Annotated in this window: 13 protein-coding genes; 7 read left to right on the top strand and 6 right to left on the bottom strand. The window is 72.1% G+C overall.

The window, feature by feature from the left end; all coding sequences use genetic code 11:
• Positions 1 to 49: 49 nt before the first annotated feature.
• Entirely contained in the window at positions 50 to 1,234 is a 1,185-nt protein-coding gene (locus V7E45_RS19995) for a type III polyketide synthase (RefSeq protein WP_333775554.1), read from the bottom strand.
• A gap of 688 nt (positions 1,235 to 1,922) precedes the next feature.
• On the opposite strand from V7E45_RS19995, the gene V7E45_RS19990 reads away from it, so the two are divergent.
• The 3 genes from V7E45_RS19990 to V7E45_RS19980 all read left to right on the top strand — a co-directional run bounded on the left by V7E45_RS19990 (position 1,923) and on the right by V7E45_RS19980 (position 3,712).
• Positions 1,923 to 2,498 carry a TetR/AcrR family transcriptional regulator gene (locus tag V7E45_RS19990; RefSeq protein WP_333775553.1) on the top strand — a complete coding sequence of 192 codons (576 nt, stop codon included), beginning with the start codon at positions 1,923 to 1,925 and terminating at the stop codon, positions 2,496 to 2,498.
• A gap of 94 nt (positions 2,499 to 2,592) precedes the next feature.
• The gene (locus V7E45_RS19985; RefSeq protein ID WP_333775552.1) at positions 2,593 to 3,387 is read left to right on the top strand and encodes an SDR family NAD(P)-dependent oxidoreductase; all 795 of its coding nucleotides are present in this window, start codon (positions 2,593 to 2,595) and stop codon (positions 3,385 to 3,387) included.
• Between the two features lie 154 nt (positions 3,388 to 3,541).
• On the top strand, positions 3,542 to 3,712 hold the full coding sequence (locus V7E45_RS19980; protein WP_333775551.1) for a hypothetical protein: 171 nt from the start codon (positions 3,542 to 3,544) through the stop codon (positions 3,710 to 3,712).
• A 119-nt stretch (positions 3,713 to 3,831) separates the two neighbouring features.
• On the opposite strand, the gene V7E45_RS19975 is transcribed toward V7E45_RS19980, so the two are convergent.
• Positions 3,832 to 4,944: a S8 family peptidase gene (locus V7E45_RS19975; RefSeq protein ID WP_333775550.1), complete on the bottom strand. Its 1,113-nt coding sequence runs from the start codon at positions 4,942 to 4,944 to the stop codon at positions 3,832 to 3,834.
• 248 nt (positions 4,945 to 5,192) lie between these two features.
• Here V7E45_RS19975 and V7E45_RS19970 point away from each other — a divergent pair, with 248 nt between their 5' ends.
• Both V7E45_RS19970 and V7E45_RS19965 read left to right on the top strand, forming a co-directional pair.
• Positions 5,193 to 5,741, top strand: coding sequence for a GNAT family N-acetyltransferase (locus tag V7E45_RS19970; protein WP_333775549.1), 549 nt, complete (start codon positions 5,193 to 5,195; stop codon positions 5,739 to 5,741).
• A gap of 165 nt (positions 5,742 to 5,906) precedes the next feature.
• Complete coding sequence (locus V7E45_RS19965; protein WP_333775548.1) at positions 5,907 to 6,116, top strand: hypothetical protein; 210 nt, start codon at positions 5,907 to 5,909, stop codon at positions 6,114 to 6,116.
• A gap of 37 nt (positions 6,117 to 6,153) precedes the next feature.
• Here the strand turns inward: V7E45_RS19965 and V7E45_RS19960 are convergent, their stop codons facing one another.
• The 4 genes from V7E45_RS19960 to V7E45_RS19945 all read right to left on the bottom strand — a co-directional run bounded on the left by V7E45_RS19960 (position 6,154) and on the right by V7E45_RS19945 (position 10,358).
• Entirely contained in the window at positions 6,154 to 6,393 is a 240-nt protein-coding gene (locus tag V7E45_RS19960; RefSeq protein ID WP_333775547.1) for a hypothetical protein, read from the bottom strand.
• 16 nt (positions 6,394 to 6,409) lie between these two features.
• Complete coding sequence (ku, locus tag V7E45_RS19955; RefSeq protein ID WP_333775546.1) at positions 6,410 to 7,501, bottom strand: non-homologous end joining protein Ku; 1,092 nt, start codon at positions 7,499 to 7,501, stop codon at positions 6,410 to 6,412.
• Between the two features lie 204 nt (positions 7,502 to 7,705).
• Positions 7,706 to 8,605, bottom strand: a complete 900-nt coding sequence (locus V7E45_RS19950) for a hypothetical protein (protein ID WP_333775545.1) — start codon at positions 8,603 to 8,605, stop codon at positions 7,706 to 7,708.
• A gap of 37 nt (positions 8,606 to 8,642) precedes the next feature.
• Positions 8,643 to 10,358, bottom strand: coding sequence for a RecQ family ATP-dependent DNA helicase (locus V7E45_RS19945; RefSeq protein ID WP_333775544.1), 1,716 nt, complete (start codon positions 10,356 to 10,358; stop codon positions 8,643 to 8,645).
• Positions 10,359 to 10,738: 380 nt separating this feature from the next.
• Here V7E45_RS19945 and V7E45_RS19940 point away from each other — a divergent pair, with 380 nt between their 5' ends.
• Both V7E45_RS19940 and V7E45_RS19935 read left to right on the top strand, forming a co-directional pair.
• Positions 10,739 to 11,830, top strand: a complete 1,092-nt coding sequence (locus V7E45_RS19940; protein ID WP_333775543.1) for a carboxylate-amine ligase — start codon at positions 10,739 to 10,741, stop codon at positions 11,828 to 11,830.
• 568 nt (positions 11,831 to 12,398) lie between these two features.
• On the top strand, positions 12,399 to 14,328 hold a 1,930-nt coding region (locus tag V7E45_RS19935), incomplete at its 3' end, for an ABC transporter ATP-binding protein (protein WP_333775565.1).

Below are 14,328 nucleotides of genomic sequence, written 5' to 3'. Positions count from 1 at the left end.
GTTGCCGTCGCGGGCGTCTCCCGCGCCGGTGCGGGTGGGGCGTTTCGGCCTACAGCCACTCTCCCGCCAGGGCGGTGGCGCTGAGGCCCGGCGCCGCCGCGTACAGGACGGCGCGGTTGCCCGGCTCCTGACCTGCGTCGTACGCCCGCCGCATGATGTCGAACACGGCGGCGCCGCCGCGGTTGCCGGTGGTGTAGCTGTCCCGGCTGTGGTCCAGCAGCCCGGACGGCCACGTCTCGGGCATGGTCTGCTCCATGTACTCCAGCACCCGGGTGCCGCCGGGGTGGGCGAGCAGCACGTCGGGGTGCCAGGAGCCGGGCTCGTCCTGGTAGCGGACGCGCAACCACTCCCACATGGCGGTGACGGTCTCCTGCACGGCGCGCGGGCCGCGCCGGTCCATCACGAAGTGGGTGCCGTCGGACCGCGTCTCCAGGCGGTGCAGGTCCTGGGTGCCGGGCAGGGTGTGGTTCCAGGAGGCGTCCAGCCGCAGCACCGACTCGCGCCGCCGGCGGCCCGTGACCACGACGGCGACCGCGGTGTCCGCGAACAGCAGCCGGACGATCAGGGACTCGAGCGTGTCGTCCGCGGGCTGGTAGGTCGTGCTCAGCGCCTCGGCGATCACGACCAGGACCACCCGGTCGGGGTCCGCGGCCACGAGCTCCGCCGCAAGCGCGAGGGAACGGGTACCGGCGACGCAGGCCCACTGGGCGGCCGGCAGCAGCATGGCGTCTTCGCGCAGGGAGAGCCGGTTGGCCAGGGCGACGTCCAGCCCCGGCAGCGCGGGGGTCGTGGAGTTGCTGGTGATCAGGCAGTCGACGTCCGCGACGTCCAGTCCGGCGATCTGCAGGGCTCCGCGCGCGGCACGCTCGCCGTAGGACTGCACGGCCTCCCAGGCCGGTGCGGTGCGCTCCTGGACGGTCTGCGGCGCGGGTATCGCCTCCAGGGCGGCCATCGCGCGGTCCACGTCCTGCGGGCTGAACCCGTCACGGGCCAGCGCCTCTTGGGCCGCGTCGACGCCGAGGGAGCGAAGACCGCTGCCGTTGCCCGGCGCGACGGCGGTCTCCAGGGGCAGCATCCACCCGCGGGTCTCGATGCCCGTGCTGGCCGCGATGCCGTCGATCCGCGGCTCCCAGGCCGCGTTCGGGTGGCGGTCGCGCACCTCGGCCACGATCTCGCTGGTCTTCACGGCGTGCTCGCCGTGGATCACGGCAGGAGGACAGACGTAAGCGGCCATGGTGGGGCACCTTTCCTGGGGAACGAGGAGGAACGTCGCGAGTGCTGCGTCATGGGCGTCTTGAGAACTTCGTGCCCAAGGGATTGCCGATGGGCTCCACTTCGGAAGTCGGTAGCCGTGTAGAGCATGGACGCTAAAAGGACATTTGCGCTGTGATGCACACAACTTGGGCGACAATTCGGGTGCGTGACACGAGACACACCACGGAAATCGGGTTCCAACGGCGGGCTGCCGTCTACGGCACGGAGCGCACAGCGAGGAGACGCCCGCCACACTCCCTGAGCAGGTCTCGGCTCTCTATGGCACGGATTCCTCGCTGCCCGGAGACCAGGCCAGGTCAGGTCAGGCCCGGCCACGCACGGCCCCGAAGCGCGGGCGGAAGTCGTGTCTCCGGCAGCCCGATACTGGGGGCGTCCTGACAGTCGACGAGCTCGCGGCGGCAGCCGTCGCCCCGGTTGTTCGCGGACACGGCGGCAATCGCAGGCACTTCGAGGCTGCGGCCCGCGAACTCGGCTATGTGTGCTTCAAGTTGATGGGGAACGGAACTCGCCGAACTGCTCAGCTGCCCGACACCCCGCCCCCGCCGACGCCTGTTCCGGCTCCGGCTCCACAGCCGGCTCGGCGTCGCCGACCACCCGGACGCGAAATAGTTGATTGACTATTCCAGAAAGCGGGCTAGTGTGGCCGTATGGCACGTACCAGGGAGTTCGACATCGACCAGGCGGTAGACCGCGCCATGGACCTGTTCTGGCGCCGGGGCTACGCCGAGACATCCCTGCAGGACCTGCTGAAGGAGCTGTCGATAGGCAGCGGCAGCTTCTACGCGGCCTTCGGCTCGAAGGAGCAGCTCTACATCCGCTCCCTCGAACGCTATGCCTCCCTCCAGGGTGGCGACCTGGAGAAGATCCTGGAGGAGGAGACCGAGATCCGGACCGCCGTCCGCAAGGTGGTCAGCATCCTGGTCGAGGCGGACCTGACCGACCCCACGCGCGGCTGTCTGGTGGTCAACGCGGCCACGCAGTGTGCCGACCAGCCCGCGGCGGCGGACCGCGTCAGCACCGCGATCCGGCAGGTCGAGTCACTCCTCGCCGGGGCCCTGGAACGGGCCCAGGCGCGGGGCGAACTGTCGCCCGGGAAGGACCCGCGGGAGCTGGCCCGGTTCCTGACGACGTTCATCCAGGGAATCCGCGTCGCCGGCCGGGCACGCATGGGTAGGGAGTTCATGGAGGACGCCCTGTCCGCGGCGCTGCGCGCGCTGGACTGACATCCCCGGGAACCGCCGGCCCGCTGCCGCCGCGCACGCTTCCCCGGTTCCCCCTACCATTGTTATGTATCGATCATTCCAGAAAGAGACCGTCATGGATCTGCACCTCAAGGACAAAGTCGCCGTCGTCACCGGAGCCAGCAAGGGCATCGGCCTGGCCGTCGTCGACCGGCTCGCCCGCGAGGGCGTCAAGGTCGTCGCGGGCAGCCGCACCGCCACTGACGAGCTGGAGGCCCTGGCGGCCGACCACGACGTCACGATCGTGGCCGTGGACCTGTCCACCGCGGAGAGGGCCGAGACGCTGGTCCAGCAGGCGGTGGAACGCCACCAGCGGCTGGACATCCTCGTCAACAACGTCGGGGTCGCCGAGCCCCGCGAGTCGTTCCTCAAGGTCACCGATACCGACTGGCAGCGGATCTTCGACCTGACGTTCTTCAGCGCCGTGCGCGCCAGCCGTGCGGCCCTCCCCCACCTGGTCGCGGCCGACGGCGCGTCGATCGTCAACATCAGCTCGATCAACGCCCGGCTGCCCTTCCCGATGGTCGTGGACTACTCGGCGGCCAAGGCCGCGCTGACCAACCTCAACAAGTCCCTGTCCGAGGAGTTCGCCCCTCAGGGCGTCCGCGTCAACGCGATCGCCCCCGGGCCGGTCCGCACTCCCTTCTGGACCGCGCCGGGCGGCTTCGCCGACGCCACCGCCGCGGCCGCCGGCACCACCGCGCAAGAAGCGCTCGACAGTGTCGTGCCGCAGAGCATGGGCATCAGCTCGGGCCGCATCACCGAACCGCACGAGATCGCCGACCTCGTCCTGTTCCTCGCCTCGCCTCTCGCCGCCAACATCACGGGAACGGAGACCGTCATCGACGGCGGCCAGATCAAGACGCTCTGACGCCCTCGCCACGGCCGACCCCGCGCGTACCTCCCCCGCGGCCCCCACCCAACCCCTCGGAGGCCAGCCCGGCAGCGCCAACGGGCGTCGCTCACGGCGAGGGCCCCGTAGACTCGCGGAGCAACATTGCACGACAGGGGGAAAGGTCAGCACAGTGACACAGCAGGACGGCCATCGCCTGGCGTGGGGAGACATACCGGTCTACGACAGGCTGGTGGCGGAGATGGGCGACGTGCCCGCCGAGGTCAGCAGGGCGGCCGCTCGCCTGCTGCGGGAGACGGAACGAGCCGTCGACTTCAGTTCGTTGCGCAACTGGACGTACTGAGCCGTCGTCCCGACGGGTTCCGACGGCTCCCGGCGGTCCAAGAGCCGGACCCGGGCCCCAAGGCGCTGTGGGTGCCGCCCCACCTACCGTGCGGCCCGGCGCCGCCGGGGCAGGGCCGGTCAGAGGCCGCCCGTGTTCAGGAGCCGGTTGGGGGTGTCGGATCGGATGCCGCGCAGGACACCGCGAGTGGCCGTGCGGTCGAGCCAGACGTGGACCTGGTGGGCCGTGGCGTGGGGGTGTGCCGACAGGTACAGCGCGATCACGCCGGCCGCGTGCGGTGCGGCCCAGGACGTCGCGCCGTCGGCCTCCGTGGTCGTACCGCCTCCGGCCAGAGCGGCGGTCACCTTCTGGCCGGGGGCGTACAGGTCCACGCAGCGTCCGTAGTCCGATCCGTAGGAGCCGCCGTCGCTCCACGCGCGGTCGTTCGGGGTGGAGGCCGCCACCACGATGGTGCCGGGCACGCCCGCCGGGGAGTGCTTGCAGGCGTCGTCGTGGAAGTTGCCGGCCGACACCACCGTCGGGATCCCCGCGTCCACCATCTTCTTCACGGCGGACTCCAGGGCGGAGGAGCGGTGGTCGAGGTTCAGGGACATGTTCACCACCGCGGGCTTCCGCGCGTGCGCGGTGACCCACTTGACCGACTTCACCAGCGCAGCCTCGGCCGCCCCCGGGGAGCCGCCGCCCTCGCTCTCGCACAAGATGCCCTGGACCCGCACGAGTTCGGCCTTGGGCGCCACCCCGTACTTCGCCCCGCCGATGATGCCCGCCACGAACGTGCCGTGGCCGGTGCCCGCCTCGCTGAAGCAGTCACCTGAGTCCTTGGGGCCCACGAAGTCGGCGCCGAGGTGGGCGCGTCCGCCGAACTCCTTGTGGGCGATGTCCATTCCGGTGTCGATCACGTAGACGTGCACGCCCTTGCCGGTGGCGGTGGCGGTGAACTTCCCGTTGAGCGGCCGCGACCGCTGGTCCAGGATGTCCAGGTTCCACGGCACGTTCCGGGTCAGGGGCGCAACCGCTGCCCCCGCGACCCCGGACAGTTTCGTCACACCGCCGACGGACGCCTGCGCCGCACCGGACGGCTTCCCGGCCCCGGAGCGCGCCACCGACCGGCCCTTCCCGTGCGCGGGAAGCGTCGCTCCGCTCTCCCCGGCCGCAGCGCCGGCTTTCCCGCCACAGGCCGAGGCCGCGAGCACCGTCGCCATGGCCGCCACCATGAGGCCTGCCTTCGTCACGTTCCGCGTCACAGCGTCCCCCACGTCCCCGCTTCGTTCACAGTCAGCGCACAAGACGACGGCGGGAGGCGAGCGGTTCCAGCGCGCCGGCCGCGTGGTCGACAGCCGGCGCCCCGGGACGGGAGCCCCCGACCGCGCGTCGTGACCTGAGTCACGTGAGGATCAGGGAACCCGGCGCCGCGCACGGACGGCCGGCACGGTGTGAGGAACCGCGTGAATAATGGGAGATGAGAGCCGGGGGGTGCCGCGTGGAGATCACATGGCGTCGGGTCGGGGAGCGGGACTTCCCGCTGCTGCGCACGTGGCTGCTCCAGCCCCATGTGGCGCGCTGGTGGAATCACGAGACCACCGCAGAGGCGGTGGCACGCGACTTCGGTCCCGCCGCTCGCGGCGAGGAACCCTCCGAGGACTTCCTGGCCTGCGTCGACGGCCGGCCGATCGGCCTGGTTCAGCGCTCACGCCTGTGCGACTACCCAGAGTATTCAGCCGAGTTGGCGGCCGTCGTCGCGGTGCCCGACGGCTCTCTGACCATCGACTACCTGATCGGTGACCCGGGGCACACCGGACAGGGCATCGGCACGGCGATGATCCGTTCGTTCATCGACCGTACCTGGGCCGAGCACCCCCTCGCTCCCTGCGTTCTCGTACCCGTGGTGGCGGCCAACCGCCGCTCGTGGAGGGCGCTGGAGCGCGCCGGGCTGCGTCGGGTCGGGGTCGGGGAGCTGGAGCCGGACAATCCCGTCGACGCCCCGACCCACTACCTGTACCGCGTCGACCGGCCCGTGGACGCCGGCTGAGCCGGTGGGTGGTGCGCCGGGCCGGGCGCGGAAAGCGCACGACGCCGATCCGGGCGGAGGTGGATCCCCCCGTGGCAGATGCCCTTCAACTATGCAAGGTCACGGTCCGGTGCCGTCCCTGCCCACCACCGAAACCCGGCGCTCCCGGCCGCCGTTGGCACGCACATGGACGACGACGCCTCCCTCCCTACCACCACCCGGCTCCTGGGCTCCTACTGGCTGGACTCCTCCTACTGGCACCCGTCGAAGCCCTGTTGCTGCTTCGCCCCGCCGCCGCCCCGGCGGGTGCGCGGCGGGCGCCTGGCACGGACCGTCCTGACCGTGGCCGCCTACGGGCTCATCCTCACCGCGCTCGCGCTCACCGCGGCCAACTGAGGCCGGCCGCCGCCACTTCGCCGACCACCGGCCGGGCCTACGGCTGGTCCGGCCACGCGGCCAGCACCTCGCCGGTGTTCTCGTCGGTCAGGGTGACACGGGCGTCGGGCATGCCGCCGTACTCGCCGATCCAGCGCCGGAACTTGTCCCGTGCGGTCCCCTCGCTCCCCCACCAGCCGTGCTGCACCAACCGGCCGCCGGAAAAGAGCCGCAGGTGATAGCGATCGGGGCCGGTCGCGCGGTGAGAACCCCGGTCATCGGCGGGAACTCCGGTCATGCGGCGCGAGCCCCCGTCAGGCGGCGCTCGTCTTGCGGCGGCGGCCACCGGCCGCGAGGGCGTCGACGAGCTCCTCTCGGCTCATCTTGGACCGGCCGGCGACCTCCTGTTCGGCCGCGCGCTGGTACAGCTCCGCCTTGCTCAGCTTCCGCAGCTCGCTCCTGCCGTCGCCGCCGCGGCCGCGTGAGCGGGCCGGCGCCGTCCCGGCCTTCTTCGGCGGTGCCTTCCGGTCCTGTGCCTTCGCCGTCCTGCCGTCCCCGGCGGTGCGGGCGGGCTTGCGCTGGGCGGACTCGGTCTGCCGCGGGGCCGCCTTCTTGCCGTCGCGGCCGGAGCGGGCCGCCTGGAGGCTGCCTTCGAGGACCTGCATCAGGTCGACGACGTTCGTCGCCTCCGGCGGCGCCTCGGCCACCGCGATCTCCTGGCCCTCCGCCTTGGCCTCGACCAGCTCGCGCACCTTCTCCTGGTAGGTGTCGTGGTACCGCTCGGGCTGCCAGTCCCCGCTGAGGGCGTCGACCAGTTGGAGCGCCATCCGCAGTTCCTTGCCGCTGCCTGCCCGCCCCGAGGGCAGCTCGGGCAGCTCGCTGCCCGGGTCGCGCACCTCGTCCGCCCAGTGCAGCGTCTGCAGCACCAGCACGTCGCCCTCCGCGCGCAACGCGGTCAGGTACTGCTTGTTGCGCATGACGAACGTGGCGATACCGGCCTTGTTCCCTTCGGCGAGCGCCGCCCGCAGCAGCTCGTAGACCTTGGCGTACTCCTTGCCGCGCGGGGCGACGTAGTAGGTGCGGTCGAAGTACACCGGCTCGATGGCCTCCAGGGCGACGAAGTCGCTGATGTCGATGGTCTGGGAGCGGCCCGGTGCGATCTCGTCCAGTTCGTCGGGCTCGACCACGACGTATTCACCCTCACCGACCGGGAAGCCCTTGACGATGTCGCCGGTGTCGACCTCGTCGCCGGTGCGCTCGTTCACCCGCCGGTTGCGGATCCGGTCGGAGGTGCCGCGCTGCAGCTGGTGGAAGTGGACCGTGTGGTCCTCGGTCGCCGTGTAGAGCCCCACGGGGACCGAGACGAGCCCGAAGGTGATCACTCCGCTCCAGATGGACCGCGCCATGGCCTGCTCCGTTCCGTCCTGCCGGCGACGGCGGCCGGTACTGTCCGCCTGCCTTCACGCTCGCACCACCGCCTCCCACGCGCGCGCCGGGCCGGGCCGGGCGCGCACGTGCCGAAGGGCCTTCTGCGCGCTCGCGGTCCCCGTGCGCGCGAGGGTCACGGGCGCCCCGCGGTCCCACCCCGGTGCCTCAGGTTCCGCGCCGCGTCAGGTTCCGCGCCGCGTCTGTCCGGCAAGCTTCCGGGCGCGCGCTTCCGTGTCCCCGGCCCGGCGCCGCGCCTCGCGCACGGCCCGGTCCGCCGCTCGGGTTTCATCGCGGGCCGTGCGTGCCGTGTCCCGCGCCTGTCGCTGCTCACTCTCGGCGTCCCGCAGCCGCCGGGACAGGTCCGCGACGCGCTGCCCGGCCTGCCGCTCGGCTTCGTCCGCGCGGTTCAGCTCCTTCTCGGCGGCGGCCAGCTCGCCCTCACGGGCATGGAGCTCCTGCTGGGCTTCCGTGGCCTGCCGCCGGGCCTCCTGAAGGCGCTTGCGCGCATCGTCGCGCCGGGCGCGCGCCGCGTCCAGATCGGCCACCTCGGCGGCGGGCCGGGCGGCATGCCCGGAAGTAGGTGCCGGGGAGGTCGGCTTCCGGGTGGCGGCGGGGAAGCCGACCGGGACGCTCAGCGGCTTCGCCAGGCGCCCCGTCGCCCACTCCTCGGCCGCCTCGGAGTCGGCCAACACGGCCTGCAGGGTGTCCTGGACGTCCTGCCGGGCGGCCTCACCGATGCCCCGGCCGGCCTGAGCGGTCAGCTGGGCGGCCTGCTGGGCCAGGGCGAACGTGAGCTGGTGCTGTCGTACGGACAGCTCGCGCAGCTTCTCACCGTCCAGGTCCTGGTGGGCCTGCCGCAGCCCCTCACCGAGCTGGAGCAACGTCTGGACCTCGGCGGGCCGCTCGCGCACCAGCAGGTTGCTCGCCCAGGCGGCCAGCGTGGGGCGGCGCAGTCGCTGGATCTCGGCGGCCAGCTCCCGGTTCCCGGCGGCGCGTGCGGCCTTCGCCCGCGTGTCGCGAACCGTGGTGAAGTCGCCCGGCGGCAGTCCGTAGAGCTCATCGGCGACCGTGTCCAGATCCACCCGCCGCCTCCCTCCCCCGGCCTCGGAGAACATCGGCTCAGGCGTCGGCCGGGTCCGTCAGGTCCGTCAGCAGGTCGTGGTCCCGGAGAGCCGGCAGGGACAGCGTCTTGTAGCCCACCTGCTCGAAGAGTACGACGATGCGATCGTCCTCCGTGCTCATCACCGTGCCCCGGCCCCACACGGCGTGGCGGACGACGTCGTTCGGCTCGTAGGCCGCGCGGGGCCCGGACGCGGGAGCCGCAGCGGCCTGCCGGGGCCCCGTCCCGGTGGGGTCGTCACGGTCCCGGTCCCGGTTCTCCGCGCGGTCCCGGTCGCAGACGTCGCACATGCCGCACGGCTCGTCGGGCCGGTCGCCGAAGTAGCCGAGCAGGTACTGGCGCCGGCACGACCGCGTCTCCGCGTAGCCCCGCATCATCTCGATCCGTGAACGGTCCGTCCGGCGCCGTCGCTCGAACACCTCCCGCGCCGCGTCCACGGCCTTGCCCGCCGTGCGGCCCGGGACAGCGCGCACGGCGCGGCGCCCGCCCTCGACGGTCACGGCGCCGGCACCTTCGAGCAGGTTGATCAGGTCGGTGGCCTTCTGGCGGGACAGATCGCACAGCTGTGCCACACGGCTGCGGCTCAGCGGGGCGTCCTCGCCCAGCAGGGTGGTCATGATCCTGTGCAGGCCGTCGGTGTCCAGTGTCCGGGCGGTGAGGAACTTCTGCAGCCCGAGATCCTCGGGGCGGTAGAACAGCTCGGCCCGAGCGGGTGCTCCGTCCCGGCCGGCGCGCCCGATCTCCTGGTAATAGGAGTCCGGGGAGTCGGGAACGGACGCGTGGGCGACGAACCGTACGTCGGGTTTGTCGATGCCCATCCCGAACGCGGAGGTGGCGACGACCACGGCGGGCGCCCCGGCCATGAAGCCGTCCTGGACGCGGCGCCGGTCCGCCGCCTTCATCCCCGCGTGGTACGCCGCCGCGTCCACGCCCTCCCGCCGAAGCCGCTCAGCGTACGTCTCGGCGTCCTTGCGGGTGGCGGTGTAGAGGATGCCCGGGGCGTGCGCCGCCGACGTCCACCCGGTGACGGCGTCGCGTTTCGCTTGGTCGTCGGTGAAGGTGTGCACCGCCAGGTGGACGTTGGGCCGATCCGTACCGGTGGTCACGACAACGGCGTCACGCAGGTGCAGGTGCTCGGCGATGTCGGCCCGGACCGGGGCGGCGGCCGTCGCGGTCAGGGCGAGCACCGGCGGGCGGCCGAGGCGTTCGGCGGCCTCTCCGAGGTTCAGGTAGTCGGGGCGGAAGTCGTGGCCCCAGGCGGAGACGCAGTGGGCCTCGTCGACGACGAACAGCGAGGGGCGCAGCGCGCGCAGCCGCTTCAGCACGTCGTCCTTCGCCAGTTGTTCCGGTGACAGGAACAGGTACTCGGCCTCGCCGTCCCGGACCGCCCGCCAGCCCCGGTCGGTGACGGACACCGGCTGTGCGGAGTTCACGGCCACGGCGTCCGGCACGTCCTTGCGCCTCAGTCCGGCGACCTGGTCACGTTGCAGGGCGATCAACGGTGACACGACGACGGCGGGGCCACCGAGCATGACGGTCGGCACCTGGTAGATGGCCGACTTGCCGGAACCGGTGGGCATGACCACGAGCACGTCGCGGCCGTCCAGCAGGGCCTCCATCGCCTCCGTCTGCTCGGGAGCCAGGTCGCTCCAGCCGAAACGTTCCCTGGCGACGTGGCGCAACCGCGCGACCCGGTCCCGCGTTCCCTCGGGCATCTCGGTGGTCGACCCGTCGCTCGGAGGGGCCTGTCGTACAGACGTCTCCCTCCGTCCGTCGGGCGATCCGCCCGCGTCCGGTCCGGACGTGCGGCGTTCGCCGGGGGTGTCTTTCACCTGCATGGTCACGAAGCCTCCCGTCACGGTCGCGAGAGTCCCGCGAGCTGTGCCGAGTACCCCCGTGCGGCTGCCGTAGCACCCGTGTACGGCTTCCGCGACTCCGGCGCCGCCACGTTTACGTCCCGGCCGTTTCGGCCACTTGGTCTACGCACTCTCCGGGAGGCCGGAGAGGCACTCCTGCGCGTACGGCGCGGCTTGGGGACACCCTCCGTGCTCCCTGGGCGGCGGGCGGCGCGGCGAGACGGAAGGTGCCACGGGACGTGATCACTGTTGGTGTCGAAGAGGAATACCTGCTGATCGACGCGGTCACCGGACGGCTTGCCGCGCACGGGGACAAGGTACGCGCGGCCGCGGGGCTCGAGCCGTTCGTCGCCCCGGAGGAGATACAGACCGAGCTGCTGGAGGCCCAGGTGGAGGTGGTCACTCCGATCTGCGGCTCGCTCGAGGAGGTCGGAGGCCATCTGCTACGGCTGCGGCACGCCGTCACCGCGGCGGCGGAGGCACTCGGCTGCCGCATCCTGGCCAGCGGCACACCGCCCCTGTGCACGGAGTCCGTAGCCGTCACGGACCGGCCCCGCTACCGGGCCATGCAGCGGCAGGCTCCGCAACTGGTCGCCGAACAGCTCGTCAACGGCATGCACATCCACGCCGCCGTGCCCGACCGGCGCACCGGTGTGGAGGTACTCACCCGGCTACGGCCCTGGCTGCCCGTGCTGACCGCCATGTCCGCCAACTCCCCCATGTGGGACGGCGAGGACACCGGCTTCGCCACCTGGCGCACGTTGGTCTTCGACCGCTGGCAGGTCAGCGGCATCCCCCCGTACTTCGTCGACGACGCCGACTACGACCGGCGGGTGCAACGCCTGCTGGACTCCGGTGTCATCTCCGACACCGGCCAGCTGTACTGGCAGGCCCGGCTGTCCGAGCGCTTCCCCACCATCGAGGTGCGCTGCTTCGACGTCCAGCTGCGCACCGACGAGGCCGTGATGTTCGCCGGTCTCGTACGGGCCCTCGTCCAGCGTGCGATCTGGGACGCCGACGCCGGTGAACCGAGGCCGCAGCCGGACCCGGAGCTGTTGGAGGCCGCGATGTGGCAGGCCGCCCGCCAGGGGCTGTCCGGCGAACTGATCGACCCGGACGGTGTGGCGCGCCGTGCCGGGGACGTGGTGTGCCGGCTGATGCGGCACGTCGGCCCTGCGCTGGAGCATGCGGGGGACGCGCGGGAGGTCCGGGCACTGGTCCACCGGCTGCTGCGGGGCGGCACCGGAGCGGACCTGCAGCGGGAGGCACTGGCCCGGGGCGGGGTCGCCGGGGTCACCGACATGATCGCGGCCGTGAGCGGTATCTCGTAGGGGGTCGGGCGACGGCGTCGGGCGCGCTGTTCCGCCGCACGGGCTGGAGCCGGCCGCCGACACGACGGAGCGGCTGCCGTCACGGCAGCCGCCCTGTTCGGTGATCTCTCCGACGAGTCCCGCTTCGCCCAGCACGTGCCGAGCCACTCGTTTCATCCGTCCGAACCCGCTCCCGCATCGCCGACCGCGTGACATCGTCGATCAGGCGTACGACGCGACACCCCACAAGCGGCCGCGCCGCCGGTCCGCGGGGCCGCCCCGGGCAGGAAGTGGCGCCGCCACGACGGCACGCTCGGCGTTTCGGCCATCACCACTTCGGCGTCAAGCCCATGCACGACAAGGATCGGTGCACCCCACAAGCTCCGACACGCGCACAACCCCGGGGGTGCCGACACGACCGAAACACATGTGTTCGAAGTTCGGGCTGACGCGTTGAACCACACGAACCAGCCGCACAACCGTCTAGGGGGACCGCGTTGACTTCGGCGAACACACCAGCACCACCGACCCCCGTCCACCTCGCACGGCACGGAGGCGTCCTGTGAAGCGGTTCTTCGGACGCGTGCGGATGGCCGAGCCGGAGGTCTCCGACGCCGAGCAGGAGCTGTTCGGCGGTCCGCTGCGCTACGACCTCGGCTGGTCGGAGCACGAGGGTGCGCAGCTCGACCTGACGATGATGTCGGCGCTGCGTTCCATGCCCCGGCTCGTCGGAGCGGCCTTGCGGATGGCATGGCACGCGGACCGCCGCGCGCTGCTCACGGTCGCGATCAGCGAGGTCGGACAGGGTGTCGCCGGGGCCGTCGGGCTGCTCGCGGTCAACGCCGTCATGCACGCGCTGCTCGGCTCGGGAACCCCTGAGCAGCGGTTGCACGCGGTGCTGCCGGGACTGCTCGCCGCCGCCGGGGCCGCCGTCGTGAACTCGGGCCTGGCCGGATGGTCCACCTCGCGGGCGGGCCGACTGGAGCCGCTGGTCGAGCGGACGGCCACGACCCAGTACCTGGCCGCCGCCGCGTCGGTGGAGCTGGAGGCCATCGAGGACCCGGAGTTCAGGCGGCTGATCGATGTCGCCCAGTACGGCGCCGGCTCCGCCCGCCGCATGATCGGTGCCTGCGTGGCCGCGCTGAACGGGACCATCTCGCTGATCTCCACGGCCGGCGTCCTCACCATCCTCCACCCGGTCCTGCTGCCGATGCTCGTCCTGATCGCGGCGCCGCGCGGCTGGGGCGCGATGCGGGTGGCGCAGGAACGGTACGTGTCGGTGATGAGCTGGATCGAGCACGTGCGGGCGAGCCGCCTCATCGGCAACCTGCTCACGGAGCGGACCGCCGCGCAGGAGGTCCGCATCCACGCCGTCGGACCGTTCCTGCTCAGCCGCTACGAGCGCATGGCCGAGAGCGCCGAGGCGGAGCAGGAGCGGCTGGCCGCCGGCAAGGCCGTCACCGAGTGGGTGGCCGCCGCCCTGTCCGGGCTCGCCATGGCGGCGACCTATGCGGCCATGTTCCTGCTGATCATGAGCGGGCGCATGAGCCTGGCCGTGGCCGGGACCGCCGTCATCGCCGTCCGGTCCGGCTCGGCGAGCCTGGGCGCGCTGGTGATGAACGTGAACCAGTTGCACGAGGAGTCCCTCTACGTCCGCGACCACGCCCGGTTCCTGGACGAGGCGGCACGGCGCAGGATTCCCGGCGGGGGCGACCCCGTGCCCCCACGGGTGAGGCAGGTCGTGCTCGACCAGGTCGGCTACCGCTATCCGGACCGGGAAGCGCCCGCCCTGGACGGGGTGTCGCTCACGTTGCCCATGGGCTCGGTCACCGCCGTGGTCGGCGAGAACGGCTCCGGCAAGAGCACCCTGATGAAGGTGCTGTCGGGACTGCTCCTGCCGCAGAGCGGGACCGTGCTGTGGGGTGACGCCGACGTCGCGTCCCTCGACCGCTCCGAGGTCTTCGCCCGCGTGGCGCTGCTCACCCAGGACTTCCAACGCTGGCCCGTGACCGCCGCGTTGAACATCAGAATCGGCCGCCCGGCCCAGGAAGCCGGTCCCCAGGATCTGCAGCCGTCCGTCGACTACGCGAATGCCGGGCCGGTGATCGCGAAACTCCCCGACGGCCTTCGCAGCCTGCTCGCCCGGATGTTCCGCGGCGCCAGCGAACTCTCCGGCGGCGAATGGCAGAAGATCGGACTCGCTCGCACACACTGGCGCAGCTCCACCTCGGACGCCGACGGTGTACTCGTCGTGGACGAGCCCACCTCCGCCCTCGACCCGCAAGCCGAGATCGCCGCGTTCGACCGCATCCGCCGGCTCGCCGCGCCGAACCGGGCCGTCGTCCTCGTCACCCACCGCATGTCCGGCGTCCGCCACGCCGACCACATCTACGTCCTGCACCACGGACGGCTCGTCGAACACGGCAGCCACGACGAACTCATGGCCGCCCAGGGACGCTACGCCTCCATGTTCGACGCCCAAGCCGCCCAGTACGCCCCCACCGCCACCATCCCCCACC

Origin of the sequence: Streptomyces sp. IBSBF 3136, from assembly GCF_036815105.1 — a bacterium.
In the GTDB taxonomy this organism is placed as follows: Bacteria; Actinomycetota; Actinomycetes; order Streptomycetales; family Streptomycetaceae; genus Streptomyces.
Note: the sequence above shows the minus strand (reverse complement) of the source record. Positions and strands in the feature narration are given on the sequence as shown.